At 33.0% G+C, this 25,287-nt stretch carries 29 protein-coding genes; 24 read left to right on the top strand and 5 right to left on the bottom strand.

Translation table 11 applies throughout. The features are described from left to right. The first annotated feature begins 3 nt into the window (after positions 1-3). From VG895_02925 to recO, 6 genes are read left to right on the top strand one after another with little or no spacing between them, the layout of a single operon-like run. Positions 4-1,056 (top strand): glycosyltransferase, encoded by a 1,053-nt coding sequence (locus VG895_02925; GenBank protein ID HWA51977.1) that lies wholly within the window; start codon positions 4-6, stop codon positions 1,054-1,056. Between the two features lie 11 nt (positions 1,057-1,067). Further along, positions 1,068-2,150 (top strand): sugar phosphate nucleotidyltransferase, encoded by a 1,083-nt coding sequence (locus tag VG895_02920; protein HWA51976.1) that lies wholly within the window; start codon positions 1,068-1,070, stop codon positions 2,148-2,150. A gap of 6 nt (positions 2,151-2,156) precedes the next feature. Further along, the gene (locus VG895_02915) at positions 2,157-2,792 is read left to right on the top strand and encodes a sugar transferase (GenBank protein HWA51975.1); all 636 of its coding nucleotides are present in this window, start codon (positions 2,157-2,159) and stop codon (positions 2,790-2,792) included. 47 nt (positions 2,793-2,839) lie between these two features. Continuing rightward, the gene (locus tag VG895_02910) at positions 2,840-4,876 is read left to right on the top strand and encodes a DUF4012 domain-containing protein (protein HWA51974.1); all 2,037 of its coding nucleotides are present in this window, start codon (positions 2,840-2,842) and stop codon (positions 4,874-4,876) included. A gap of 10 nt (positions 4,877-4,886) precedes the next feature. Continuing rightward, on the top strand, positions 4,887-6,059 hold the full coding sequence (locus VG895_02905) for a hypothetical protein (GenBank protein HWA51973.1): 1,173 nt from the start codon (positions 4,887-4,889) through the stop codon (positions 6,057-6,059). Beyond that, on the top strand, positions 6,056-6,610 hold the full coding sequence (gene recO, locus VG895_02900) for a DNA repair protein RecO (protein HWA51972.1): 555 nt from the start codon (positions 6,056-6,058) through the stop codon (positions 6,608-6,610). Before VG895_02905 ends, recO begins: the two co-directional genes overlap by 4 nt. Here the strand turns inward: recO and VG895_02895 are convergent. Then, a complete protein-coding gene (locus tag VG895_02895; GenBank protein ID HWA51971.1) occupies positions 6,576-7,340 on the bottom strand; it encodes a phosphodiester glycosidase family protein in 765 nt (254 codons plus the stop codon). The two genes, recO and VG895_02895, sit on opposite strands and share 35 nt — an antisense overlap. On the opposite strand from VG895_02895, the gene VG895_02890 reads away from it, so the two are divergent. After that, positions 7,318-8,046, top strand: coding sequence for a site-specific DNA-methyltransferase (locus VG895_02890; GenBank protein HWA51970.1), 729 nt, complete (start codon positions 7,318-7,320; stop codon positions 8,044-8,046). The two genes, VG895_02895 and VG895_02890, sit on opposite strands and share 23 nt — an antisense overlap. On the opposite strand, the gene VG895_02885 is transcribed toward VG895_02890, so the two are convergent. Next, positions 8,024-8,230 (bottom strand): hypothetical protein, encoded by a 207-nt coding sequence (locus tag VG895_02885; GenBank protein HWA51969.1) that lies wholly within the window; start codon positions 8,228-8,230, stop codon positions 8,024-8,026. The genes VG895_02890 and VG895_02885 overlap by 23 nt on opposite strands. A 46-nt stretch (positions 8,231-8,276) precedes the next feature. Here VG895_02885 and VG895_02880 point away from each other — a divergent pair, with 46 nt between their 5' ends. From VG895_02880 to VG895_02850, 7 genes are read left to right on the top strand one after another with little or no spacing between them, the layout of a single operon-like run. Next, the gene (locus VG895_02880; protein ID HWA51968.1) at positions 8,277-9,854 is read left to right on the top strand and encodes a type I restriction-modification system subunit M; all 1,578 of its coding nucleotides are present in this window, start codon (positions 8,277-8,279) and stop codon (positions 9,852-9,854) included. A 1-nt stretch (position 9,855) separates the two neighbouring features. After that, positions 9,856-10,698 (top strand): KilA-N domain-containing protein, encoded by an 843-nt coding sequence (locus VG895_02875; GenBank protein HWA51967.1) that lies wholly within the window; start codon positions 9,856-9,858, stop codon positions 10,696-10,698. A gap of 2 nt (positions 10,699-10,700) precedes the next feature. After that, positions 10,701-11,924, top strand: coding sequence for a restriction endonuclease subunit S (locus VG895_02870; protein HWA51966.1), 1,224 nt, complete (start codon positions 10,701-10,703; stop codon positions 11,922-11,924). 2 nt (positions 11,925-11,926) lie between these two features. Next, complete coding sequence (locus tag VG895_02865) at positions 11,927-12,601, top strand: DUF4145 domain-containing protein (GenBank protein HWA51965.1); 675 nt, start codon at positions 11,927-11,929, stop codon at positions 12,599-12,601. Continuing rightward, complete coding sequence (locus tag VG895_02860) at positions 12,561-15,395, top strand: type I restriction endonuclease subunit R (protein HWA51964.1); 2,835 nt, start codon at positions 12,561-12,563, stop codon at positions 15,393-15,395. Before VG895_02865 ends, VG895_02860 begins: the two co-directional genes overlap by 41 nt. Before the next feature lie 2 nt (positions 15,396-15,397). Then, positions 15,398-16,099, top strand: a complete 702-nt coding sequence (locus tag VG895_02855) for a hypothetical protein (protein ID HWA51963.1) — start codon at positions 15,398-15,400, stop codon at positions 16,097-16,099. Then, the gene (locus VG895_02850; GenBank protein ID HWA51962.1) at positions 16,092-16,850 is read left to right on the top strand and encodes a PD-(D/E)XK nuclease family protein; all 759 of its coding nucleotides are present in this window, start codon (positions 16,092-16,094) and stop codon (positions 16,848-16,850) included. The genes VG895_02855 and VG895_02850 overlap by 8 nt, the downstream gene beginning before the upstream one ends. On the opposite strand, the gene VG895_02845 is transcribed toward VG895_02850, so the two are convergent. Then, positions 16,847-17,506, bottom strand: coding sequence for a hypothetical protein (locus VG895_02845; GenBank protein ID HWA51961.1), 660 nt, complete (start codon positions 17,504-17,506; stop codon positions 16,847-16,849). The genes VG895_02850 and VG895_02845 overlap by 4 nt on opposite strands. 28 nt (positions 17,507-17,534) lie before the next feature. On the opposite strand from VG895_02845, the gene VG895_02840 reads away from it, so the two are divergent. The 6 genes from VG895_02840 (at position 17,535) to VG895_02815 (ending at position 21,246) form a co-directional block, all read left to right on the top strand. Continuing rightward, complete coding sequence (locus VG895_02840) at positions 17,535-18,788, top strand: DUF2130 domain-containing protein (protein HWA51960.1); 1,254 nt, start codon at positions 17,535-17,537, stop codon at positions 18,786-18,788. 103 nt (positions 18,789-18,891) lie between these two features. Next, complete coding sequence (locus VG895_02835; protein HWA51959.1) at positions 18,892-19,290, top strand: cupin domain-containing protein; 399 nt, start codon at positions 18,892-18,894, stop codon at positions 19,288-19,290. Beyond that, positions 19,291-19,773: an NUDIX hydrolase gene (locus VG895_02830; GenBank protein HWA51958.1), complete on the top strand. Its 483-nt coding sequence runs from the start codon at positions 19,291-19,293 to the stop codon at positions 19,771-19,773. After that, positions 19,774-20,007, top strand: a complete 234-nt coding sequence (locus tag VG895_02825) for a hypothetical protein (protein HWA51957.1) — start codon at positions 19,774-19,776, stop codon at positions 20,005-20,007. Between the two features lie 44 nt (positions 20,008-20,051). Further along, positions 20,052-20,390: a hypothetical protein gene (locus VG895_02820; GenBank protein HWA51956.1), complete on the top strand. Its 339-nt coding sequence runs from the start codon at positions 20,052-20,054 to the stop codon at positions 20,388-20,390. Positions 20,391-20,412: 22 nt separating this feature from the next. Then, positions 20,413-21,246, top strand: coding sequence for a PD-(D/E)XK nuclease family protein (locus VG895_02815; protein ID HWA51955.1), 834 nt, complete (start codon positions 20,413-20,415; stop codon positions 21,244-21,246). Here the strand turns inward: VG895_02815 and VG895_02810 are convergent, their stop codons facing one another. Continuing rightward, on the bottom strand, positions 21,247-22,305 hold the full coding sequence (locus VG895_02810; protein ID HWA51954.1) for an LCP family protein: 1,059 nt from the start codon (positions 22,303-22,305) through the stop codon (positions 21,247-21,249). Between the two features lie 24 nt (positions 22,306-22,329). Between VG895_02810 and VG895_02805 the strand changes: the two genes are divergently transcribed. From VG895_02805 to VG895_02790, 4 genes are read left to right on the top strand one after another with little or no spacing between them, the layout of a single operon-like run. Then, positions 22,330-22,716, top strand: coding sequence for a TspO/MBR family protein (locus tag VG895_02805; GenBank protein HWA51953.1), 387 nt, complete (start codon positions 22,330-22,332; stop codon positions 22,714-22,716). Positions 22,717-22,740: 24 nt separating this feature from the next. Beyond that, a complete protein-coding gene (locus VG895_02800; protein ID HWA51952.1) occupies positions 22,741-24,048 on the top strand; it encodes a glycine--tRNA ligase in 1,308 nt (435 codons plus the stop codon). 39 nt (positions 24,049-24,087) lie between these two features. Further along, complete coding sequence (locus tag VG895_02795) at positions 24,088-24,399, top strand: hypothetical protein (protein HWA51951.1); 312 nt, start codon at positions 24,088-24,090, stop codon at positions 24,397-24,399. An 18-nt stretch (positions 24,400-24,417) separates the two neighbouring features. Further along, positions 24,418-25,086, top strand: a complete 669-nt coding sequence (locus VG895_02790; GenBank protein ID HWA51950.1) for a hypothetical protein — start codon at positions 24,418-24,420, stop codon at positions 25,084-25,086. On the opposite strand, the gene VG895_02785 is transcribed toward VG895_02790, so the two are convergent. Beyond that, complete coding sequence (locus tag VG895_02785; protein ID HWA51949.1) at positions 25,083-25,277, bottom strand: hypothetical protein; 195 nt, start codon at positions 25,275-25,277, stop codon at positions 25,083-25,085. The genes VG895_02790 and VG895_02785 overlap by 4 nt on opposite strands. Positions 25,278-25,287: the final 10 nt, after the last annotated feature.

Here is a 25,287-nt window from a genome sequence, read left to right as displayed (position 1 = left end):
TAGATGAAAATTGCTGTTGTTTATGATCGAGTAAATAAATTTGGAGGAGCGGAGAGAGTTTTGCTTGCTCTTCATGAAATTTTTCCAAAAGCACCTCTTTATACGTCGCTATATTCGCCTGATGGCGCTAAATGGGCGGAAATTTTTCCTGAAATTAAAACTAGTTTTTTAAATAAAATAAAATTTTTAAGAGACAAACACGAGTTTCTTGCACCGATTATGCCATTTGTTTTTGAAAGATTTGATTTTAGCGAATATGATTTAGTAATTTCAGTTACAAGTGAATTTGCAAAGAATGTTACGGCAAAAAAACATATTTGTTATTGTTTGACGCCGACTCGATATTTATGGAGCCATTATGAAGAGTATTTTGGAAATCAAACTGTTCGTGAATTATTAAAACCTTTAATTTTATTTTTAAAAGATAAGGACTTGGAAGCTGCAAAAAAGCCGAAAGAAATAATTGCAATTTCAACTGAGGTACAAAAAAGAATTAAGAAATATTATAAAAGAGAAGCAAGAATTATTTTTCCGCCTGTAAATATTTATAAATATAATTATAAAAGTAAAAGTGAATATTATCTTGTAGTAAGTAGATTGGTGAAATATAAGAAAGTGGATTTGGTTATTGAAGCATTTAATGAAATTAATAAACCTTTAATAATAATTGGAGTTGGACACGAAGAAAAAAGATTAAAAAAACTTGCAAAGAAAAATATTTTTTTTGCAGGGCAAGTTGATGATAAGGAACTTGCAAAATATTATAAAAATGCAAAAGGATTTATTTTTCCACAGGAGGAGGATTTTGGAATTACAGCAGTTGAAGCGCAAAGTTTTGGTGTTCCAATTATTGCATATAAAAAAGGAGGAAGTTTGGATACTGTAAATAATAAAACTGGAATTTTTTTTGAAAAACAAACTAAAGAAGAATTAATAGAAGCTGTAAGAAAATTTGAAAAGAAGAAATTTAACAAGAGAGTTATCCAAAGGAATTCTAAAAGATTTTCTAAAAAAAGATTTAAACAAGAGTTTTTGCAATTTGTGAAAGCCGTGTGATATCTTAAGTTATGAAGGTTGTTATTTTTTGTGGAGGCTATGGAACACGAATGTGGCCTGTTTCACGTAAAACTTCTCCAAAACAATTTTTTCCTTTAATTGGCGGAAAATCTTTTTATCAGATAACAGTTGAACGATTTAAAAAAAGATTTAAAGCAGAAGATATTTTTGTTTCTACTGAGAGATCGTATGTTGATTTCGCTCGGGAGCAAGCTCCTGAAATCCCATTGGAAAATATTATTGGTGAGCCGGAAAGAAGGGATAATTTGGGAGCGATTGGGCTTGCGACCGCAATTATTCATAAAAAATTTCCCAATGAGGTTGTATTTTTATCCTGGTGTGATCACGTAATTACAAAGGAAGATTTGTTTTTGGATGCAGTTATAGCTGCTGGAGAATATGCAACTGAAACTGGGAAACCTGTATCGATCGATCAAGAACCGACTTTTCCAAGTACAAATAACGGATGGGTGAAATATGGAGCGACAATTGATGAATATAAAAAATATAGAATTGCAGAAATTGAAAAACATATTGAAAAACCAGATCTTGCTACAGCTAAGAAATTTTTTACCGGCAAAAATTATTTAATTCATACTGGATATGAAGTTTGGAGAACTGATACATTACTTGGTTATTACGAAAAGTATCAACCTGAAGTATATAAGGGTTTAATGAAAATAGTTGATAGTATGGATACAAAAATGTGGGAGACGGAGCTTTACAGGGAATATCATAAATTTGAAAAAGTCTCGATTGATTACGGACTTTTTGAAAAAATACCAAGCAATCAAAGAGTCACAATTCCACTTGATTTTGGATGGCTCGACTCTGGAACATGGCAACTTTTTTATGAATCGTTTAGATCTGTCGAGAAACCAAATGTTATTGAAGGAGCCGATACAGAATTTATAGATTCAAACGATAATTTAATAATTGGGAAGCCTGGAAAAGAAATTGCAGTAATTGGCTTATCAAATGTTGCAGTTATTGATACTGATGATGGGCTTTTGGTTGCCGACCTTAGCGCAACGCCTAAAGTTAAAGAATTGTTTACAAAACTGGAAAAAGAAAAACCTCAATACGTGGAATAAATTTAAATGTATTATTTTTTTAAGCGAACAATTGATATTTTCCTCTCAGTAATTTTGCTAGTTCTTTTTTCTCCAGTCATTTTGGTTACAGCAATTGCTATAAAATTAACATCTCCTGGACCAGTTTTTGCAGATACACCAAAAAGAGTTGGAAAGAACGAAAAACTATTTTATCCTTATAAATTTAGATCAATGATTATGAATGCTCATAATTTATTAAAGACGGACCCAAAATTTAAAGAATTATATGAGGAATATAAAAAAAGTAGTTATAAACTTCATAATGATCCAAGATGGACTCCGATTGGCGGATTTATACGTAAACATTCTGTTGATGAAATTCCACAATTAATAAATGTATTAAAAGGAGAAATGAGTATTGTTGGGCCAAGACCTTATTATCCTGAGGAGCTTAAGGAGCAGTTTGAGAAGTATCCCGAGGAAAAAAAGTATTTACCGGATGTTTTATCAGTAAAACCCGGGATAACTGGATATTGGCAAATAAATGGAAGGAGTGCTGTGAACTTTGATAAAAGGATTGCAATGGATGCATATTATGCAGAAAAAAAATCAATTATGCTTGATATACAGATTTTATTGAAAACTCCTTGGGCTATGATTTCTGGGAAAGGTGCTTCGTGATACAATTAATTTGTATTTATAAGCAAAGCTTGTAATTGATTACAATTATGGACGAAAAAAAAATAGATATTCCAGAAATAAAATTGCCAGAAACTCCAGATACAGGTTTCAGTGAAGTTTCAGCTGCCGTACCTCAGAATATAAAAAACGAGCAGGGTTTTGTGGAGATTCCAAATTTGAAATTTAAAAATAACAAAAAAAAGAAAATAATCATTAGAGTTGCTGCTGTTGTTTTGGCAATTTTTGTTTTTTTGATTCTTGCAACGCTGATTCCAGGAATTACAGTTTATAAAAAAGCTAAAGTTTTGGTTGCTGATTCACAAACCATGAAAGCAGATTTCTCAAAGCAGGATATAAATTTGGTGCAGACAGATGTTGGAAAATTTAAAACTGACTTAACTTCGTTTCAATCTTCATATAACTTATTGTCCTGGATGAAGTTTATGCCATTTTTGAGCGGATATTGGAATGATGGAAACCATGCAATAAACGGGGCGCAGCATGCTATTAATGCTGGAGAAATTGGAATTGAAACTGCAAAGCCTTATGCAGATATTATTGGTTTTGCTCCAGGGGGAACAAAAGCGACAAATGCTGAAGAAAACGCAAACGACAGGATACAATTTTTAGTTAGCACGATAAAAGATATTTTGCCAAAAGTTGACCAGGTTTCAAAAGAGGCAGATGCAGCAAAGAGCGAATTTGATCAAATAGATCCAAATCGTTATCCAACTGCTTTTGCTGGAAAACCTATTCGGGAAGATTTAACAAAAGGAATTGATTTAATTGATGAAGCTGCAGGGCTTGTTGCCAATAGCAAACCATTATTGCAATCAGCTCCTTATATGATGGGAATTGATTCACCGCGAACTTATTTAGTTTTATTCCAAAACGATAAAGAGCTTCGACCAACTGGCGGATTTATAACTGGATATTCAATCATGACAGTTGATAAAGGAAAAGTAAGCAATGTTACAAGTAATGATATTTATAATTTGGATAATATATATACACCAACTATTAAAGCGCCACAACCAATCATTCAATTTATAAAAGGTCCTTATGTAATAAATCCAAATCTTCGTCTTCGTGATATGAATTTTGATCCTGATTTTAAAGATTCGATGACGACTTTTGTCGCTGAAGCGCAAAAAGCCGGAATTCCGAAAATCGATGGGGTGATTGCTGTTGATACACAAGTTTTGGTTAACATCTTGAATGTTATTGGGACTGTTGGAGTTCCTGGATATGGGAATTTTGGCACACAGATTAATCCTAAATGTAATTGCCCTGATGTTGTTTATCAACTTGAAGATTTTGCCGATGTCGAAGGAAGCGTTGTCTGGGACCAAAACGATCCGACAAAAATTATTTATGCTCCAGCCAACTATTATAATCGAAAAGCAATTATTGGGCCGTTGATGAATTCTGTTCTTAAAAATTCGCTGGGGCAGCCAAAAGAAAAAATCCCCGCACTTTTCCAGGCGGCATGGAATTCTCTGACGCAAAAAGATGTTTTGTTTTATATGCTTGATGCAAATGCACAACAAGGCGTTGAATCGTTTAATATTGCAGGACGCGTTAGTGATACTCCTGCCAATGATGATTACCTTTTTGTGGATGATGCAAATTTAGGAGGACGTAAATCTAATTTGTATGTCACAAATGAAGTTGAGAGCGATGCTTCAATTGGGCTTGATGGCAGCATTACAAAAACTGTAACTTTGACTTATAAAAATTCTCAAGGCTATGATGGATGGCTCAATAGCGTTTTACCTTCATGGCTTCGTATTTATGTACCAAAAGGAAGTACATTAATTTCGATTGATGGTCTTGATAATAAACAGGCGCCATATGAAGATTTGGGAAAAACCGTTTTTGCCGGAAGCTATTCATTAAGGCCGCTTGGAGTTGTAACTATTACAGTAAAATACAAACTACCATTTAAAGCTGCAAATGGGCAATATAATTTGTTTGTACAAAAGCAGTCCGGTGTCGAGTCTATAATGGAAACTGTAAAAGTCGGGAGACAAGAACAAGATACTTTCTTGAAATCTGACCAGGAGTTTAAATTTAAGATATAATGATTCTTGTATGGAAAGTGCTGTATCTGTTGAAACAGTAGCGACTAATGCGTCTTCTCAAGTTGAAAAATTATTAAAGACAGAGGCTGATTTTTTAGGAACAAAGCCTATGGGTTTTGATGCTAGAAGATACGGTGAATTAAACGCTAGATTAGAAAGCGCACAGTTACAGAGAAATCAAACTTATCAAGCTGATTTACTAGATAGAAAAAACAACCCGAATCGTTTAAAAGCTAGTCTAGGTAATACACAATATTCAAAACGACTTAGTTCTCTTGATAAAGAAGTGAAGGATTTAGATAGAGAGATTAATGAGGAAGAACTAAAACGGAGCGACTCTGAAGATTTGGCTATTGCTGTTTCTAGAGTACATGGTGTAGTTAAAAATACTTTTGGTATAGAACTCTCTTCAAAACTGGCCCCAGGTGATTCTTTTTTGGAAATGGCTGGACGCGAACCAGTTCAAAGAGAGGAAGATAAAGGTGAAAAAGTTTCGCACGAAGTTTGGTTTCATACAACTAGGCATTTGGGTCATATAATTGAAACAGGTGGTCTTGCAACTCAGTCGTGGATGGAAAGACATGACCCTGAATATTTTAGTTTGCACCAGGAAAATTCATCAAAAAACAACTTTAAAGGTATTGATTATGATAAATGGAGTCCTATGCAAGAAGAAGATAAAGATAGGATATTTTTCTCAGTTGATACACATTTTGATGGTATGGATTATGGAAATAATATTATTGCATACGCGCCTGAAGATATCTTGGCTGACAATAATTTATATTTTTATGAAGGAAAATTTGGGAAATTTCCATACGAACGAGTAGTTTCAGATGTTTGTGATACTGAAAATGATTCTGTTCCACCTAATGGAGATAGCGATCTTCTTCTTCCTTTAGGTAACGCTTATATTGGCGTGCCTAAAAGTGATTATCAAAAAACATGTATTCAACTTTTGAAAAACGGTTACTCAGAGGGATGGATAAGAGAGCATACTTTATCGTACAGAGGTAATATATATGAGCATAAAGGTCAGATAGTGGCTGCAAATGAGATTAAAAGAAGGATTAATAATAAAAGATTGGAAGAAGGGAATAAAAGGTTTACAGCAGTTGGTAATCCAAATGCTAAGACGCCAGAATTTCCAAACATTCGTCAGCTTGTTACAATAGCTTCATGAATTACAAGACATATTCTTCGGAAGGGTTTGTGATAGGAAGACGCAGCTTCAAAGAGGCGGATAGAATTTTAACTTTATTTACGAAGACTCAAGGGAAAATTGTGGTTATTGCAAAAGGATCGCGGAAACTAACAAGCAGAAAGCGCGGCGGAATTGAGATATTTAATAAAATAAAATTTTCTGCAATTGAAAGTAAAAACTCATTTGATATTTTAAGCGAAATTGAAATTTTGGAAAGTTTTGAAAATATTAGAAAAGATTTAAAAAAATTAACTGTTGCTTATTATTTTTGTGAAGTAATTAGTAAAACAACACAGGAAGCTGAAAAACATTTTGAGATTTACGAAATTTTAAATAAATATTTTCAAGAATTGGAATTTTCTAAAAATTTAAAACAATTAAGATTAAATTTTGTAAAAGAAATATTAATTAATTTAGGATTTTGGGCGTTTGATAAACCAATGGATAATCCTGATGCAGTTTTGGAAAATGTTACGGAGAGGCAAATAAACTCCTCTAAGATTGGCAAAAGAATGCTCCGACCGGATTAAACTCTGTTAAATCAAAATTTCTTGTGATAAAGACAGACGCAGAACCTCCATCTAAATTGATAATATCTGCAAAATTAATATTTTCTTTTTGTTCAAATTGATTTAATAAACTTGGAACATCGTTTAAAAACGGACCTGAAAATTCTGAATCCTTGTCATAAATAACTAAAAAATATAAATTATTGTTGCCGTCAACAGCTGCCAAAACTCTTCGAGAATTTTTATCATTTGTAATTTGTAAGCTGTCGTAAGAATTATTTTCTTTAATTATTGGACCTGTTTGGACTGCAATTTGTAAATGGTCTTGTGGTAAATTTTGGGTAATTCTTGGAGTTGCGAAATCATTAACTGACAAAACACCATTTAATAAATTGTTATTTTCATAATCTGAAATTGTATTTCCATTTGTAATAATTAATCCAAGAGGTTGATTGTTTGTACCATAAAACGGACCGTTTGCTAAAAACATACAACTATTTTGATCTATTACATCTTTGGAAGAAAGCTTTTGAGAAAAATTGGGAATTAATTTTAAATTATTTATGTTTATTATTTGGTACCAGGAAAAAGTGTAATTATTTATTTCTGCAGAATTATTTTGAGCAACTGGAGTAGGGGATGGAATTTGAGCATTTGATTTTTGCGGATTAGTATTTTTGTTTTTAAGTATTAAAATACCAAAGATAACTAAAGGGATAAAAATTAAAATGGCAATTAAAAGTTTTCGCATACAAGATATTATAGTTCACAATTGCAATTTTTTAAACTTTAATCTATCCGAAAGTTCGGTTGATTTAATAATCACTTCCCCTCCTTACAATATTGGAATAGATTATGGAATTTATAACGATAACAAAACTTATAAAGAATATCTTGAATTTACAAAAAAGTGGTTAGGAAAAAGTTTTGACATTTTAAAAAGTAACGGACGAATTTGCATTAATGTGCCAATTGACACAGGAAAGAACGGAAAAAGAAGTTTGGCCGCTGACTTAACAATTCTTGCAAAAAGAACTGGTTTTAAATATAAAGGAACAATTGTTTGGGATCATTCGACTTCGCTCATGACTAGTAGCAAACAAAAAAAGTTTTATGCAATGGCGTTTTCTAAAAATATAGAGTTAATTTTGATTTTTTACAAAGATGAATGGATTTCTGTAAAAAAAGAATTTAGAGATTATGTAAATGAAATTTGGAAATTTAGCGGCGAAAATCCAAAAAGAGTAAACCACCCTGCAGCTTTTCCAGTTGAGATTCCAAGAAGACTAATAAAAATGTTTAGCGAAACAAATGATATTGTTTTAGATCCGTTTTTGGGAAGCGGGACGACGCTTATGGCGTGTAAACAATTATTAAGAAAAGGAATTGGAATAGAAATTGACGAGAAATATTTTGAAGGTTCAAAAACAAGAATTAGTGACCAAAATAAACACTAAGAATAACTCCAAGAATTAAAAAGACTGCAGAAGTGAAAATTGCTGTTTGCAAAGCTTGCTTTCTTGCTGCGCTTTTACTTGCAAAATGATGCTGATATTCATCAAGAGAAACTACATAAGCGATAAACCCAGCAAACGGGCTAAAAGTTATTGTGATTGCGATAACAAGAGCTGAAAGGTTCATAAATCATTGTAACACTGTGAAGTTGGAGAAGTGATAAAATAAGCTCATGCTTGTTGAGGATAAAAGAAATTTAGAGAAACAACTTTGGGCAGTTGCCAATGTTCTTCGAGGAAAAATGAATGCGGATGAATATAAAAATTATATTCTAGGCTTTATTTTTTACAAATACCTTTCTGAAAAACTTGAACGCTTTATAAACGATAAACTTCTTTCTAGAGAGAACTATAAATTTTCTGGAATTGGGGGAAACACCCAAAAAGATAGGGATGTTTTAAAAGCAGTAGAACATGCCTGTGTAGAGCAGCTAGGATACTTTTTGAGACCCAGAGAACTGTTTTTGTATTTAGTCAAAAAAGGCAACCGGGAAATTAAAGGACAGGAAAACTTCATACTTGAAGATCTTAAAAGTGTTTTAAACACAATTGAACAAACATCAATGGGAACAGCGAGTGAAGATGATTTTAAAGGTTTGTTTGATGATGTAGATTTAACTTCTTCAAAACTTGGGAAAACTGAGACTAAGAAAAATGAGGTAATTGTTGAAGTCTTAACATTGCTTTCTGGAATTGATTTTAAATTGGAAGATACCAAAAGCGATCTTTTGGGAGATGCTTATGAATATTTGATTGGAGAGTTTGCGGCAGGTGCTGGTAAAAAGGGAGGGGAATTTTATACACCTGCTCAAGTTTCAAGATTATTGTCGAAAATTGTTACTGAAGGAAAACAAAGAATTAAATCGGTTTATGATCCGACATGTGGTTCAGGGTCGCTTCTTCTTCGCGTTGGGGATTTTGCACAAATTGTTGATTATTACGGACAGGAATTAAACCCTACAACTTACAATTTGGCACGTATGAATATGATCCTTCATGGAGTTCGTTTTGACCATTTTAGTATTAGGCATGGCGATACGCTAACTGATGACATGCATCAAGATTTACAAGCTGAAGCAGTTGTTGCTAATCCTCCATTTTCAGCAGATTGGGAGAGTAATAAAAATCCTTTGCTTGAACAGGATGAGCGGTTTTCTCAGTACGGAAGATTAGCTCCAAAGGGATATGCGGATTATGCGTTTGTGACCCATATGATTTATCATTTGGCAGATAACGGCGTAATGGCAGTAGTTCTTCCCCATGGAGCACTCTTTAGGGGAGGAGCAGAAGGCCAAATACGAAAGCACATAATTGAAAGACAAAATTATCTGGATGCAGTGATAGGGCTTCCGGCAAATCTTTTTTATGGCACTTCAATTCCAGCTTGTATCCTAATTTTCAAAAAATGCAGAAAAGAAGATCAAGATATTTTATTTATTGACGCCTCGAAAGAGTTTGAAAAAGGAAAAAATCAAAATAAATTAACAGATGAAAATATCGAGAAGATTTTTGAGACTTATAGAAATAGAAAAGAATTAAAAAGATATTCTCACAGAGCAAGTTTGAATGAAATAAAAGAAAATGAATATAACCTAAATATTCCAAGATATGTAGATACCTTTGAGCCAGAACCGGAAATTGATATAGAAAAAGTTGCAAAAGAAATTAAGACTTTGGAAATAGATGAAGTGAAACTTCAAGGAAAAATAGCAGAATTTTGCAAAGAATTAAAAATAGAAATCCCTTTTTGATATGAAGCGAAACACCAAACTTGCGATGTCAGTCCATGAGAGTAATATAAATGTTGCTAAAGTAGGAGCTGAAGATTATATCTGTTTAACAGATATGGCTCGTAGTGCTGGTGCGGATAGAGCACTTCACAGTTGGCTAAGATCAAAAAACACAATAGATTTCTTGGGGTTTTGGGAGAAGATAAATAACCCTGATTTTAAAATACACGAATTCGTGTATTTTAAAAATAATGCAGGTTCGAATAGCTTTAATCCATCAGTTGCTGATTGGATATTGAAGACAGGTGCAAAAGGTATTTTTTCTAAAAAAGGACGGTATGGTGGAACATACGCACACAAAGATATCGCTTTTGAGTTTGGAAGTTGGCTGAGTCCTGAGTTTAAGTTGTTGATAATTACAGAATTTCAAAGGTTGAAGGAGCGTGAGCAGAAATTTGCACGATGGGATGCACATAGATATTTGAGTAGAGTCAACTACAAGTTGCACACTGATTCTATTAAAAATGTGCTGCTACCATTTCTCCAATTAGCTAAATCAGACGAAACATTTGTATATATAGATGAGGCAGATCTTTTGAACAAAATTGTATTTGGTCAAACTGCTTCAGAATGGAGAGCCAAAAATAAGAAATTGACAAAATCAGGACGAAATCAACGAGATTATGCATCCTCTCAGGAATTAGTTATACTTGCAAACCTGGAAAATTTGAATGCACATTTTATAAATGAAAAGAAAACGCAAAAGGAGAGGGTGACACTTTTGATAGACTCGGCAGAAAGGCAATTACGAACTTTTATTAAAGAAGACGAAGAAGAGCAAAAACTTTTAGAAGCAAAGAAATAAACATGATGATTAAAATTCCCAAACTCAGATTTCCTGAATTTAGTGGGGAGTGGGAAGAAAAAAAAATGGGGGATGTAGTGTGGCGAATTAAGACAGGAGTAAGTGTCAATTCTGAAGAAAGATTAAAGTTAACTAGCGAGTTGGGTATTTTAAAAACAAGTGCAGTTTTTAAAAGAAAATTTAAGCCTTATGAGCATAAAACTATTTTGTTGAGTGAGAATAAGAGAGCAAAAATTAATCCTAAAAAGGGAACTGTAATTGTTAGTAGGATGAACACCCCCGGTTTAGTAGGTGAAAGTGCCTATGTTTATGAAGACCATGACGATTTATATCTTCCTGATCGACTTTGGCTAGTTGAGTTTAATAAATATAGCAATGGTGAATTTATAAGCTTTCTGATTTCAGAAGGTAAAATTAGAAGTAAGTTATCGACTATTGCTACAGGCACGAGTAATAGTATGAAAAATATTTCGCAACCTGGGTTTTTGGCAATTCGTATTTCTTTACCAAATTCAGATGAACAACAGAAAATTGCCTTATTTTTAACTTCTGTAGATTCTTGGATTGAAAGCCTTAAAAAACAACAGGAGGAATTAGAAAAATACAAAAAAGGCATGATGCAAAAGATTTTTAGTCAAAAAATAAGATATAAAGATGATAATGGTAAAAATTTTCCTAAATGGGAAGAAAATAAATTAGGAGATTTGTTTGACGAATGCAACGACAGAAAAGAAAATCAAAGTTTTGAAATGTTATCTATTTCGCAAAGTAAGGGCATTGTTAAGCAAGATACAACAATTAAGAAAGATAGTTCTAGTTTAGACAAATCCAAGTATAAAATAGTTCGAGTTGGAGACATAGCATATAACACCATGCGTATGTGGCAAGGTGCGTCTGCTGTTTCTAGTTTTGATGGCATAGTGAGTCCTGCATATACAGTTGTTAGACCTAAAAAAGGCAATGTTATTTTTTTTGGATATCTTTTTAAATATCCTCGAATAGTGTTTAATTTTTATAGATATTCTCAAGGGCTTACATCAGATACTTGGAACCTTAAATTTAAGCATTTTTCTGAAATAATTGTGACAATACCTGCGAGTACTAAAGAGCAAGAAAAAATTGCCAATTTCTTGACTTCAATTGATAATCTTCTACAATCCAAGCAACAGCAAATTTCTATGGCAGAAAATTGGAAAAAAGGCTTAATGCAAAGGATGTTTGTATAAATATGGCTAAATCAAAATTTTATCCTCCAAAATTTAACGAAGGTCAATTTCATTGTCCTCACTGCGGTGTTTATGCAAAACAATTTTGGGCGCATATAAGGGCAACGAATCTACATTTTTCCGATTTTGTTATCAGAAACAATACTCCTTTTGATGAAGCACTTTCTGTAGAGTGGAGAATTTCTAGATGTGAACATTGCGGAAATTATATGTTTTGGTTGAATCAAGACATCGTTTATCCAGATAAAATTTCAGTAGACGATCCGAATGATGATTTAAATCCAGATATAAAAAGAGACTATAAAGAAGCAGCGGAGATACTTCATAAATCTCCTAGGGGCTCGGCTGCACTTCTGCGACTGTCATTACAAAAATTATTAAAACAACTTGGTGAAGAAGGAAATAATATTAATGAAGATATAAAGAAATTAATCGCTAACGGACTTAATCCTACGATTCAGAAAGCACTTGATTATGTAAGGATAACAGGAAACAACGCAGTTCACCCTGGACAAATTGATCTTTCTGATAATAAAGATATAGCGTTAAAACTTTTTGAGGTTATTAACTTTATCGCTGAAAAGACGATTAGTGAACCAAAAGAAGTTAACAGATTGTTCGACAGTCTCCCTGAAGATGAAAAAGAAAAAATTAAAAAGAGAGACAATCAAAACTAACATGACCACACAATCTGAAGCACAACTAGAACTGGAACTTATACAACAGCTTAATAAGCTGGGGTTTGAGAGTGTTACAATTCCTGACTCCACCGCTTTAATAACAAATCTTAAACTTCAACTTGAAAAGTTTAATGAAACTAAACTTACTGACAGGGAATTTGAGAAAATTCTTAATCATCTTATGCATGGTGATAGATTTGATAAAGGTAAAACTTTGCGTGATAGATTTTTATTGCACCGAGATGATGAGACAACTTTTTATATTCGCTTTTTTAATATGGATCAGTGGTGCCGTAATGTTTATCAAGTTGCTCATCAGATAACGCAAATGGGGAATTATAAAAATAGATATGATGTAACGCTTCTTGTGAATGGACTTCCACTTGTTCAAATAGAATTAAAGAGGCGAGGCGTTGAAATGAAAGAAGCCTTTAATCAGATAAATCGCTATCAGAGAAATACTTTTACTGGAACTTTGTTTGAATATATTCAAATATTTGTAATTAGTAATGGCGTAAATACGAAATATTTTGCTAATAATCCAAGGCAATTTTTTGAACAAACTTTCTTTTGGACAGATGAGAAGAACAGGAAAATTACAAAGTTAAACGAATTTGCTGATGTATTTTTAGAAAAATGTAACCTTTCAGAAATGATTGCTGAATATATTGTTTTAGCCGAAGCCAAAGATAGGACAATGATGATTTTGCGGCCCTATCAGTATTATGCAGTGAAGGCTATCCAAAAACGAGTTCGTGAAGGAAATAAAAATGGATATATCTGGCATACAACTGGATCAGGAAAGACTTTAACTTCTTTTAAAACTAGCCAAATACTTTCTAGAATTCCTGAAGTTAAAAAAATACTTTTTGTAGTTGATAGAAAAGATTTAGATATTCAGACAACTAAAGAATTTAACTCTTTTTCCAAAGATTCTGTGGACGGGACAGAAAATACTAAAAATTTAGTTAAGCAGCTGAAAGATAAAAATAGAAAATTAATTGTTACAACAATTCAAAAACTGGATGTTGCTATAAGGCGCGAAAAATATTTGGACCAGTTTGCTTATTTGCAAGACGAAAAAGTGATAATTATTTTTGATGAATGTCACAGAAGTCAGTTTGGTCTGACAAATGCGCGAATTAGAAATTTTTTCCATAACGCCCAGATGTTTGGGTTTACAGGCACTCCGATTTTTGCAGAAAACAACATTGGTGGGGTAACCACTGCAGATGTGTTTGGAGAATGCTTGCATAAATATGTTATTACTCATGCAATTGAAGATAAAAATGTTTTAGGATTTGCTGTTGAGTATGTTGGTAAATATAAACAAAAGTTTCCAGATACTGTATATATGGATAATTTTGTTGATCCTACGGTTTCAGGAATTGATACTAAAGAGGTTTTAGAAAGTGATGATAGGGTTTCGAAAATTACGGATTATATTTTGAGTGATTGGAAAAAGAAAACAAAGAATGGAAAATTTAATGCTTTTTTTGCGGTTTCTAACATTGAAGTTTTGAAAAAATATTATAAGCATCTAAAGACCCGAAAACCTGAAGATTTTAAGCTTGCAACAATTTTTACATATCAGGCAAATGAAGAAGAATCAACAGATATGCTTGATGTTGATGTTTTTGCAGAAGGGGCTGTAAATGAACAGTCCCGGGAATTTTTAGAAAAATGTATTAAAGACTATAACGAAGTTTTTGGAACAAATTTTTCTACTGATAAGTTTTATAATTATTACAAAGATTTACAAAAAAGAATTAAAGATAAAGAGGTAGATTTAGTGTTGGTTGTAAACATGTTTTTAACTGGATTTGATAGTGCAAGGCTTAATACTTTATATGTTGATAAAAACCTTCGTTATCATGGACTTATTCAAGCATACTCAAGAACAAATAGACTTTTGAATGCTGATAAACCTCATGGAAATATTGTAACATTTCGGAATTTAAAAGAAGCTACTGACCAAGCACTTGCTTTGTTTGGCGATGAGAACGCAAGGGAAATTGTATTCAAAAAACCATATGAAGAACAAAAGATAGAGTTTGAAATCAAACTACAAGAACTTAGAGAAAAGACTCCAACAGTAGAATCAGTAGATAATTTGCAGGGAGATGAAGAAAAAGCTTCTTTTGTTAAAACATTTCGTGATTTGCTTAGAATAAAATCGTCCTTGGAAACCTTTGCCGAATTTTCTTTTGACAATCTTGGAATAACAGAACAGGAATTTTATGATTATCAAAGTAAATATTTAGATATTTATGAAAAAAGGAAAAACCAAACTGAAGAAGAATCGGTTCTTGATCAAATTGATTTTGAAATTGAGTTAACAGTGCGTGATATTATTGATTTTGATTATATTATTAAACTTATTGCGGGACTTAAAGATATTACTTCCAAAGCTCTTCGTGAGAAGAAAACCGAAGAGATACTCAAACTATTTGATCATAGCGTAAAGCTTCGAAGCAAAAAGGAGCTAATAAGAAAGTTTATTGAGGAGAATTTACCTAAGGTTGTTGATTCTGGCAAGGCAGAAGACGCATTTGAAAACTTTTGGAATAGTGAGCGATCAAAACAACTTAAAGAAATTGCAATAAAGGAAAACATCCAAGAAGAAAAATTTGAAAAATTAATTAGTGAATATTTATATACTCAAAAACTGCCAAGCGGCCAAGATATTGTTGATTCATTGCCTCAAACACCGCATATTCTAGAAAGACAAGGGATTATCGACAGAATCAAAACAGCAATAGAAAAAATTGTAGAAATATTTGAGTGGTGAAAATGAATATAAAAACCATTGGAGAGTTTGGTGAGAAATATGTGGGAGAATTTTTGGTGGCTGATATTGGCAGGAGAGATGAAATAAAAAGTGATTGGTATGAGGGGTTGAAGTTTTTCTTTTCTAAGTCGTTTTATAGAGGAAGGAAGGATGAAATTTCTGAAAATTTTCAGAAACGTGCGATGGAAGTTGTAGAGAATTTTGACTTAAAAAATAATATTAAAAGATTTAAATCGAGTGAATTTGAGGAGCTTTTGGTTGCAAATAAAGTTAATAATAGGGTTGATAGAAGAATGATTTGTCAGACAATAGAAATGATCAGACACAACAACGGAAGAAATATTGTTTTATATTCTATTGAACAAATTCATGATGGAAATATTTCTGGTGTTTATCAAGAATTATGTAATATTTACGGGGTTGCTGATAAGATTGCAACATTTTTTCTTCGAGATTTGGCTTTGGTTTTTGAATTAGAAAATGAAATAAAAAAGCAAGATTTTATTTACTTTCAGCCAATTGATACATGGGTAAAGCAAGTTAGTGATAAACTTGGAGTTACTGAACCGAGAGATGACAGAGAAGTGACTAAAAGCAAAATAATAAATAAATGTTTAATTGAACACACATCTCCTCTTTTGTTTAATGCTGGAGCTTGGTATGTAGGTAAACATTCATTCGATATTCTTTTAAATTATGTCTGATTATTACAAACCAAACAGGAAAAGAAATATTTATGATCCGGAATCTCGCGAGCCTTTTCGGCTTAGCCGCTCTAAAATTGATCTTTTTATAAATTGCCCGAGGTGTTTTTATTTGGATCGGCGACTTGGGGTTTCTCAACCTCCATCTTATCCGTTTTCTTTAAATAGTGCTGTTGATAAGCTTCTTAAAAAAGAATTTGATATTCACCGAAATGCAAAAACGCAGCATCCTTTAATGAAAGCGTATGGAATTGATGCAATTCCTCTAGCACACGAGAAAATTGATGAATGGAGAGATTCATTAAGAAGAGGAGTAACTGCGCCAATAGATGGGACAAATGTGATTATTACTGGAGGAGTTGATGATGTGTGGGTAAACCTAGCTGGCGAGTTTATTATTGTTGACTACAAATCTACTTCAAAGGAGACGGAAGTTAATTTGGATGCTGATTGGCAGATAGCTTATAAAAGGCAAATGGAAGTTTATCAGTGGCTATTTCGTAAAAATGGATTTAAAGTTTCTGACACTGGATATTTTGTTTATTGTAACGGCAACACAGATAGAAAAGCATTTGATGCAAAGCTTGAATTTGATATCAAATTAATTGCCTATAAAGGGGATACTTCATGGATTGCAGAAACAATAATGAATGCAATCAATTGTTTGAAGTCTGATGAACTTCCAGAGTGTGGAGAGGCTTGTGATTATTGTGCTTATAGAAAAGCTGTGAAAGAATATGAGAAAGCTTAACCTGTTTGTTCTGGATTTTTAACTTCTGGAACTGGAGTTGCAAAGATATTATCAATTGAAGTATTTGGAATAATTAGATTTTTGCGATCGCAATTGACTGGTGGCTCTGTCCATAGTAATTTTCTCCAGTCTTTCTTTTTTGATGCAGCATCTTGCGCACTAAAATATTTATTACTTGCATCTTGAAGATTTTTTGCCGGAATTGTTGGATCAGTATTATTTTGACTATTTGGGTTTTCGAAGAGATTTTGAATGTACTCTGCGTCATCTCTTTGAGCTTTATACATATTGTATTGGAGAGTTGCTAAATCTTTGATATATTTTGGCTGAAATATTTGGAATGCCCAGTTATTTATATATTTTGAATCTTTGTCTAACCAGTTATTTTCGAGGGGAATATATTTTTGAATACCTGAAATATAGTTATTGAAATCTTGCATTGCTTCATCTTTTGAGCCATTATTGTTCATAACTTGCCACATCTGAAGATAAGAATTTTTATAAGCGATTAAGGCTGGATTTACATTATTACATCTATCGTCGAAAATTTTTCCGTTTTCATCTGCTTGGGACTGGAGAATTCTTGAATATATAAATGTAGCTAACAGTAATATCAAGAAAGTCACACCGGTAATTTTTAGGATTTTCTTTTTCATCTTTATTTAGTAGAGTATAATTGGTTTTATGAAAAAAATAAAAGTTTCTATTCAAGACGAAAACACTTTGGTGCTATTGGAGGATGCTCAAAAAGGTGATTTGGTTGATCTTAAATCAATACATGAAACAGATATTGATAAATCTTCAATCGATAACCTAATTAAATCAATCAAAACGGATGAGTTTGATACGCAATTAGAAGTTGCGAAACGTAGTATAGAAAAAGAGAAAAGACTTGAAGCTGAAATTAAAGAAAAGGAAGCACTTGCAAAAAGAGACCAGGAAATTGCAGCTCTGAACATAAGAATTCAGACAGCAGATATTGAGAAAAAACTTGCTGTTACAGAAGCAACAAAAAAAATTGAGAAAGAACGAAATGATTTAGTTAATGAAGTAAGAAATAAAGAGATAGAAAAACAATTACTTGAGAAGTCTCTAACCGAGAAATTTTCTGCCGAACTTAAGACTAAAGATGATGTTATCAAGATGAAAGATGATGAGATTGCTCTTCGTAAAGATATGAAACTTAGATTGTCAACAAAAATGGTAGGCGAAACATTAGAGCAACATTGTGAGGTGGAATTTAACAAACTTCGAGCTACTGCTTTTCCAAAGGCCTATTTTGAAAAAGATAATGATTCTAGAAGTGGGAGTAAGGGAGACTACATTTATAGAGATGTGGATGAATCTGGTACTGAAATAATTTCAATTATGTTTGAGATGAAAAACGAAGGAGACGAGACGGCTACAAAACATAAGAACGAGGATTTTTTACAAGAACTTGATAAAGATCGATTAGAAAAAAAATGTGAGTATGCTGTTTTGGTTACGTTATTGGAAATTGATAATGATTTATATAACTCCGGTATTGTTGATGTTTCGCATAAATACCCCAAAATGTATGTAGTCCGTCCTCAGTTTTTTATTCCTATAATAACAGTGCTTCATAATGCTGCTATGAATTCACTTAAATATAAGACAGAGCTTGCATTGGTGAGAAGTCAAAATATTGATATTACAAATTTTGAGAATGATATAAATAAATTTAAGGAAGGGTTTGCAGGTAATTTTGATCTTGCTAGCCGTAAATTTAAAACAGCTATAGATGAAATTGATAAAACGATGGATCATTTACAGAAAACGAAAGAGGCTTTATTGTCATCTGTGAATAATCTTAGGCTTGCAAATAGTAAAGCACAGGATTTAACTATCAAGAAATTAACGCGTGGTAATCCTACAATGACAGCAAAATTTGAAGAAATAAATCAGAAAATCAGTTGATCATACTCATGGAATGTATGGAGATTTGCAGGGAATAATTGGAAAATCTCTTCCTGAAATTGAAACACTTGCAATTGACACTGGAGAGAACTAGGATTTAGTTATGAAAGGATACAAAGCAAATATTGAAGAGCTGGTTTCTAAAAATGAATATTTTAGACAAGTTCTTTATACTTCAAAACATTCGCAGTTAGTTTTGATGACATTAAAACCTTCTGAAGAAATTGGTATGGAAATCCATCCTGATAATGACCAGTTTTTCCGTTTTGAAAGCGGACAGGGAAAGGTAATTATTGATGGAAATGAGTATGATGTAAATGGAGGGGATGTTGTTATTGTTCCGGCCGGAGCAAATCATAATGTGATCAATGTGTCATCTGGAGAATATTTAAAAATGTACACCATTTATTCTCCAGCTCATCACAGAGATGGAGTTATACATAAAACAAAAGAAGAAGCAGAGGCAGATGACGAAAAATTTGATGGCAAAACGACAGAATAAATGAAAATAAACGGTAGTTTTAAATGGAATAACAAAGATATAAATTTTACTTACAAAGATATTGATTCATTTAGCGATATTCCACTTGAAAAAATAAGACAATGTTATGGAGTTTGTTTTTATCAGAATAAAATTGTACTTGGTGTTTATAAAGATCACTGGAGTTTGATTGGAGGCACTAGGGAAAAGGGAGAAAAGCCAGAGGAGACACTGAGAAGGGAAATTTTAGAAGAATCAAATATGGAATTAATTAATTATTTGCCTATTGGTTTTCAGTATATTCCAGGCGATGGTTCTAATGACTTTTATCAGCTAAGATATATATGTAAGGTAAAACCTTATGGTGACTTTGTTAAAGATCCGGGTGGAAACGTTACTGGTATAGAAATTATAAATTCTGAGGATTTCTTGAATTATGTAAAGTGGGGAAAGGTAGGAGAAAGAATTTTGGAGAGAGCTATTGAATTAAAAGATAAAATATAAATGGTAAAAAAGAAAAAAGATTTATGGTTTAGGGCAAAATATTATGGTTATGGATGGTTTCCTATTACCTGGCAGGGATGGGTTGTTGTTATAACTGCAGCTGCCGCAATTTTTTTGATTGCTGTAAAGGGAAGAGGACTAGATATTGCAATTGGTGTGCCAATAATTGCCTTTATTTTAATTTGTATTTGCCGAGCGAAAGGCGAACCGGCAAGATGGCGATGGGGGAAATAAGTGAACTTCAAAATATAATTGTACTATAGGTATATAATATAAGCATGACAGAAATAAGTAATCCTTGTATTGAAAGTGGCTGCCAAGCCGCATGCTGCCATGATATGTGGTTTCAAAATATCCCCTTGCAAAAACTACCAAATCTTAAGAAATTTTTTGGAGAAATGACTCAAATTGAATATTGGGATCTTGGTGCTGAATCAAAACGAGGTGTTTTTTATTGTATTTCTGGAGATAAAATATTAATGCATATAAATAAAATGTGTCCAAAAAATAAAGGTCTTTATTGCCTGGGAAAAAACGATCCAGACAGACCGCAAGCTTGTGACAATATGGCTTTTGCTTCAAATGAATGTAGTCATATTCGAAATACTCGAAACTAGTGATATATTATAATTTACTAATATGCCTGATAAATATAAAGCAGTTTGGGTTTCTCATTCTTCAATAGCTGATTTTTTAAAATGCCCGAGACTTTATTATCTTCGTAATGTTTATAAAGATAAAAAAACTGGACATAAAATCACAATTATGACTCCTCCTCTTGCTTTGGGGCAATCTGTGCATGAAGTAATTGAATCTCTATCTTTTTTACCAGTTGAAGAGAGATTTAATGCAAAAATTTTTGAAAAATACGATGAAGCTTGGAAAAAAGTATCCGGGAAACTTGGAGGCTTTAGGGATTTAGAAAAAGAAAAAGAATATAAAGAAAGAGGAAGAGCAATGCTTCAAGTGATTATTGATAATCCAGGACCGCTTTCTCATAAGGCAATTAAAATACGAGCAGACGGAGGGCTTCCGTATTACTTTCTATCAGAAGAAGAAAATATTATTTTGTGCGGCAAAATTGACTGGATTGAATATTTAGAAGAAACGGACGCTATAAATATTTTAGATTTTAAAACGGGAAAAAACGAAGAAGACGAAGATTCGCTGCAACTTCCAATTTATTATTTACTTGCAAAAAATTTACAAAAAAGAAAAGTTGAAAAAATAAGCTATTGGTATTTGGATCATCAAAATCCAAAAGATATTGTGGAAATGGAAATTCCAAATGAAATTGATGCAAAAACCAGAGTTTATGAAGTTGCAAAAAGAATAAAACTTGCAAGACAAATTGAGCTTTTCAAATGCCCAAAGGGAGGATGTTTTGCCTGCCGAGATTTAGAGAGAGTTTATAACGGTGAGGGAGAAAAAGTGGGCGAGAGCGAATATCGACAGGATATTTATATTTTGTAATCAAAGATTTTGATTTATATAATTTTTAACCTGTGTAAAATCCTGATTGCCTGCCTTTGGAACTAAAATAAATTCTCCGTCACTACTTGTACTATTTTGTAAAACATTATCACTTGTTAATTGAATTTGATTGATTTTGTATAATCCTGGATCTCCGAAAACTTCACTTAAACTTTTAATTGTCCCAAGATCTAAATCAGTTTTGACCATACTAAATAAAGTACTTACTGTGTTATCTAATTTGTTTAACGAGCGAAGCGATATGAGCTTTTGCATAATACCTTGAAGCTCTGCAAATTGCCTTAAACTTCTTGCAAAATCAGAATCTCCGTGGCGGCTTCTGGCAATTTTTAAAGCAGTTGCACCATCTATATTATATTTTTGACCTTGCTGATACTGGAGATGTTCATAGCGGCAGGTAAATTGTTTTTCTAAATCAAATCCGCTTTGGCCATATTTATTTTTTAGATCAAAAATCTGTGCGTCAGTAAAACCGCAGGTGTTATTTTCTTGGCCTATTATTGGGTAATATGGATCATCAAGAGTGTTTGGCATGATAATTGTAATTCCTCCTAAATTATCGACTAATTTTGAATACTCGTCAAAATCTATTGCAACATAATAATTGATTGGTAAACCTGTGACATTTGTGGTTGCAGCGCCGACATTGGCAAATCCAGAAATTGCTCCAACAGAATTTATTTTTTGATTTCCTGGAACCCAAAGATCACGGGGAATTGAAATTAGATCGGCATTTTTGGTATTTGTGTTTACATGGAGAACGATAATACTATCTGTAAGATCTGTCCCTTCATGATTCCCTCCTCCATAACCTAAAAGAAGTGCATTATAAATTCCTTTTTCAGGATTATTTTGGTTAATTGGAGCTGGAGTAGCTTTGGCAAAGGAATTTACAGTAGAAGGATGATTGTAAGCAGAGCTTGTCACGATTACGTGATAAACCGCAAAGCCAGTTGCTGAAATCAAGATTCCTGATAAAAAAGAACAAATTAAAATAATTGCCAGAAACCATTTTTTGTTTAAATATTTTTGTAACATTTATTATTTATGTTAGCATGAATTATGGATTTGGGTTGGTATAGCTCGTTAAATAAACCTTTGTTTACTCCTCCAGTTTCTGCTTTTGGACCAGTTTGGACTATTTTATATATATTTATTGCAATCTCCGGTTTTTTAATTTGGAAGAAAAGGAAAAAAATAAAAAGCCACTCGCCCTTTAGATATTATTTTTTACAAATTATTTTAAATTTGATTTGGTCGCCAGTATTTTTTGGACTGCACCAGATTGGCTTAGCATTTTTAATAATTGTTGCCATGTGGATTCTTGTTTACAAAAATATTGTTGAATTTCAAAAGATTGATAAAACTGCGGCAATTCTTCTCTATCCATATTTGGGATGGATAACTATTGCAGGGCTTCTTAATTTGTCAGTTATGCTTCTAAACTAACTTGATTTAAGTTATACTAGGCGTATGGTAAGCCTTGATGAAATTGTAGCTTTATGTAAGCGACGCGGATTTATTTTTCCTGGAAGCGAAATTTATGGAGGACTTGGAGGGACTTGGGATTACGGACCAACAGGATCACTTCTTAAGAAAAATTTGAAAGATCTTTGGTGGAAAGAAATGGTGCAGCTTCGTGACGATGTTGTGGGAGTGGATGCTGCAATTATGATGAATCCAAAAGCCTGGGAAGCATCAGGACATGTTGAAGCCTTTACTGATCCATTAGTTGAATGCAAAATTTGCCATATGAGATTTAGGGCTGATAAGCCTGAAGAAATTGCAGCGCATGAAAAGACTCATAAAGGGAAAAAAGTCGAATGGACAGCCCCAATGAAATTTAATTTATTGGTTGAGGCGAAACTTGGAGTTGTGGAGGATGCTAAGCAGACTATATATCTTCGAGGGGAGATTACAAACGGAGTACATGTTAATTTTAGGAATGTGGTGGATTCAACTCGTGTAAAAATTCCTTTTGGAATTGCACAAATTGGAAAAGCATTTAGAAATGAAATAACTCCCGGAAATTTTACTTTTAGATCCCGTGAATTTGAACAGATGGAAGTGCAATTTTATATTCATCCCTCTGAAAAAGAAGGTAAGACATGGTTTGAATATTGGAAACAAAACAGAATGGATTGGTATTTAAGCTTAGGAATGAAAAAAGAGAACTTGAGATTTCGCGATCATGAAGATGATGAACGCGCTCACTATGCAAGAATGGCAACTGATATTGAATACAATTCTCCTTGGGGTTGGAGCGAATTTATGGGAATTCATCATCGCGGAGACTGGGATTTATCGCGCCATCAGAAGTTTTCTGGAAAAAGTATGGAATATTTTGACCAAGCTAAAAATGAAAAATATATTCCTTGGGATATTGAAACTTCTGCTGGAGTTGATCGATCCATTTTGTTTTTATTAATCGATTCATATGTAAAAGATGATGAGCGAGTGTATTTAAAATTAAATCCAAAGCTTGCTCCTTATAAAGCTGCAATATTTCCTCTTCTTTCTAATAAGGAAGAGCTAATTAAAAAAGCAAAAGGAATTTATGAAAAATTGAAACCACTTTATATGGTTGCTTGGGATGATAGGGGGAACATTGGAAAGCGTTATGCAAGCCAGGATGAAATTGGAACACCATTTTGCATAACTGTGGATTTCCAAACTCTTGAAGACGAGGCTGTAACAGTACGAGATCGAGATACTGCGAAACAGGAAAGGATTAAAATTGATAAGCTTCAGGAATTTTTAGAAGAGAAAATAAACTCTTGACACTTCATAAATAAAACTGGCATCATTGTGAGGGTTTTGATGAGAACAGAAGCAAACACTTCAATAAAAAGATATCTAATTTCTACTGATGGAGAAGAATATTTTGCAGATGAGTATATTTGGATGTTTGGTCCTGAATGCAGTGATGGATATTTTGTTCCTACTGAGGTGATAAGAATGCCTTATTTGAAAGTTTTAGGTTTTATTGTTGGTAGAAATACAACTTGTGAAAATTGTATTTTTGATCGGAAATCATTTGATGGTTATCTAAATCTAGACGAGAATGAAATCAAGGTTTTTTGGGAGGGATTCAATATGGGACAAGTTGAAAACTTGACAGGGATAAAATAAAACTGGCAATATATATTTATGAATTATAAAAAGTACTGGCCGTTTGTTGCTGTAATTGTTTTTGCAATAGTTGTTGTCGGCGGTATCTTTGCATTTAAGAAATTAACTGCACCTATTGATAACGGTAGTACTTCAGTTGATGAAAGTGTTCCTGACCTTCCACAAAGCCAGTGGCCAATTGTTGAGCTTATTCCAAGCAGCGATGGCCATTATGTTTCTTTAAATGTAACTGGAATTAATGTTCCGACTGCAACTTCTATGGATTATATTTTGGAATATAAGGCAAATAACGGAGTGGGGCAAACCACGCAAGGAGTTCCTGGGACAATACAGCTTAATGGCCAAACTGGAGTTAGCCGCGATAGTATTTTGCTTGGAAGTGAATCTTCAGGACATATCAGATTTGATAGTGGGGTTGAAACAGGTCAGCTTACTTTAAGATTTCGGGATGGAAACGGAAAACTTCTGGGGAAAGTTGTTAGCGATTGGCATTTGCAAACAAATACAACTGATTTAAGCAGTGTTGATGGTAGTTTTAAATATACATTGAGCAAAGCTGCAACGGGAGTTTGGTTTATAACGATTAAACCATTTGGGACACCAAGCTCTCCAAATCTTGTGGTTAATCAAAATGGATATGCAATTTATTCTTCAGATGGCAAGCCTCATGCAGGAAGCTCGAATTAATGCTCGTTTTCGTCTTCTGACCTGTTATCTTCAATTAATTGTTGTGTGATTGCTTTTAAGTTATTTTGTTTAAATTTATTCAACTCGTTTGGAAAAAATACTCCTTCTTCGATAGTTAAACGACGGTTTTTTTGTAATAATGACGCAATTTTGTAGTGTTCGTTTGTTTTGCGATTATTTTCTGTTGTCATATTTAGATTA

The sequence above is a fragment of the Patescibacteria group bacterium genome, from assembly GCA_035549555.1.
Classification (GTDB): Bacteria; Patescibacteriota; Microgenomatia; order UBA8517; family UBA8517; genus Co84-156.
The sequence above is the reverse complement of the archived record's forward strand: the minus strand, read 5'-3'. Positions and strand labels throughout refer to the sequence as shown.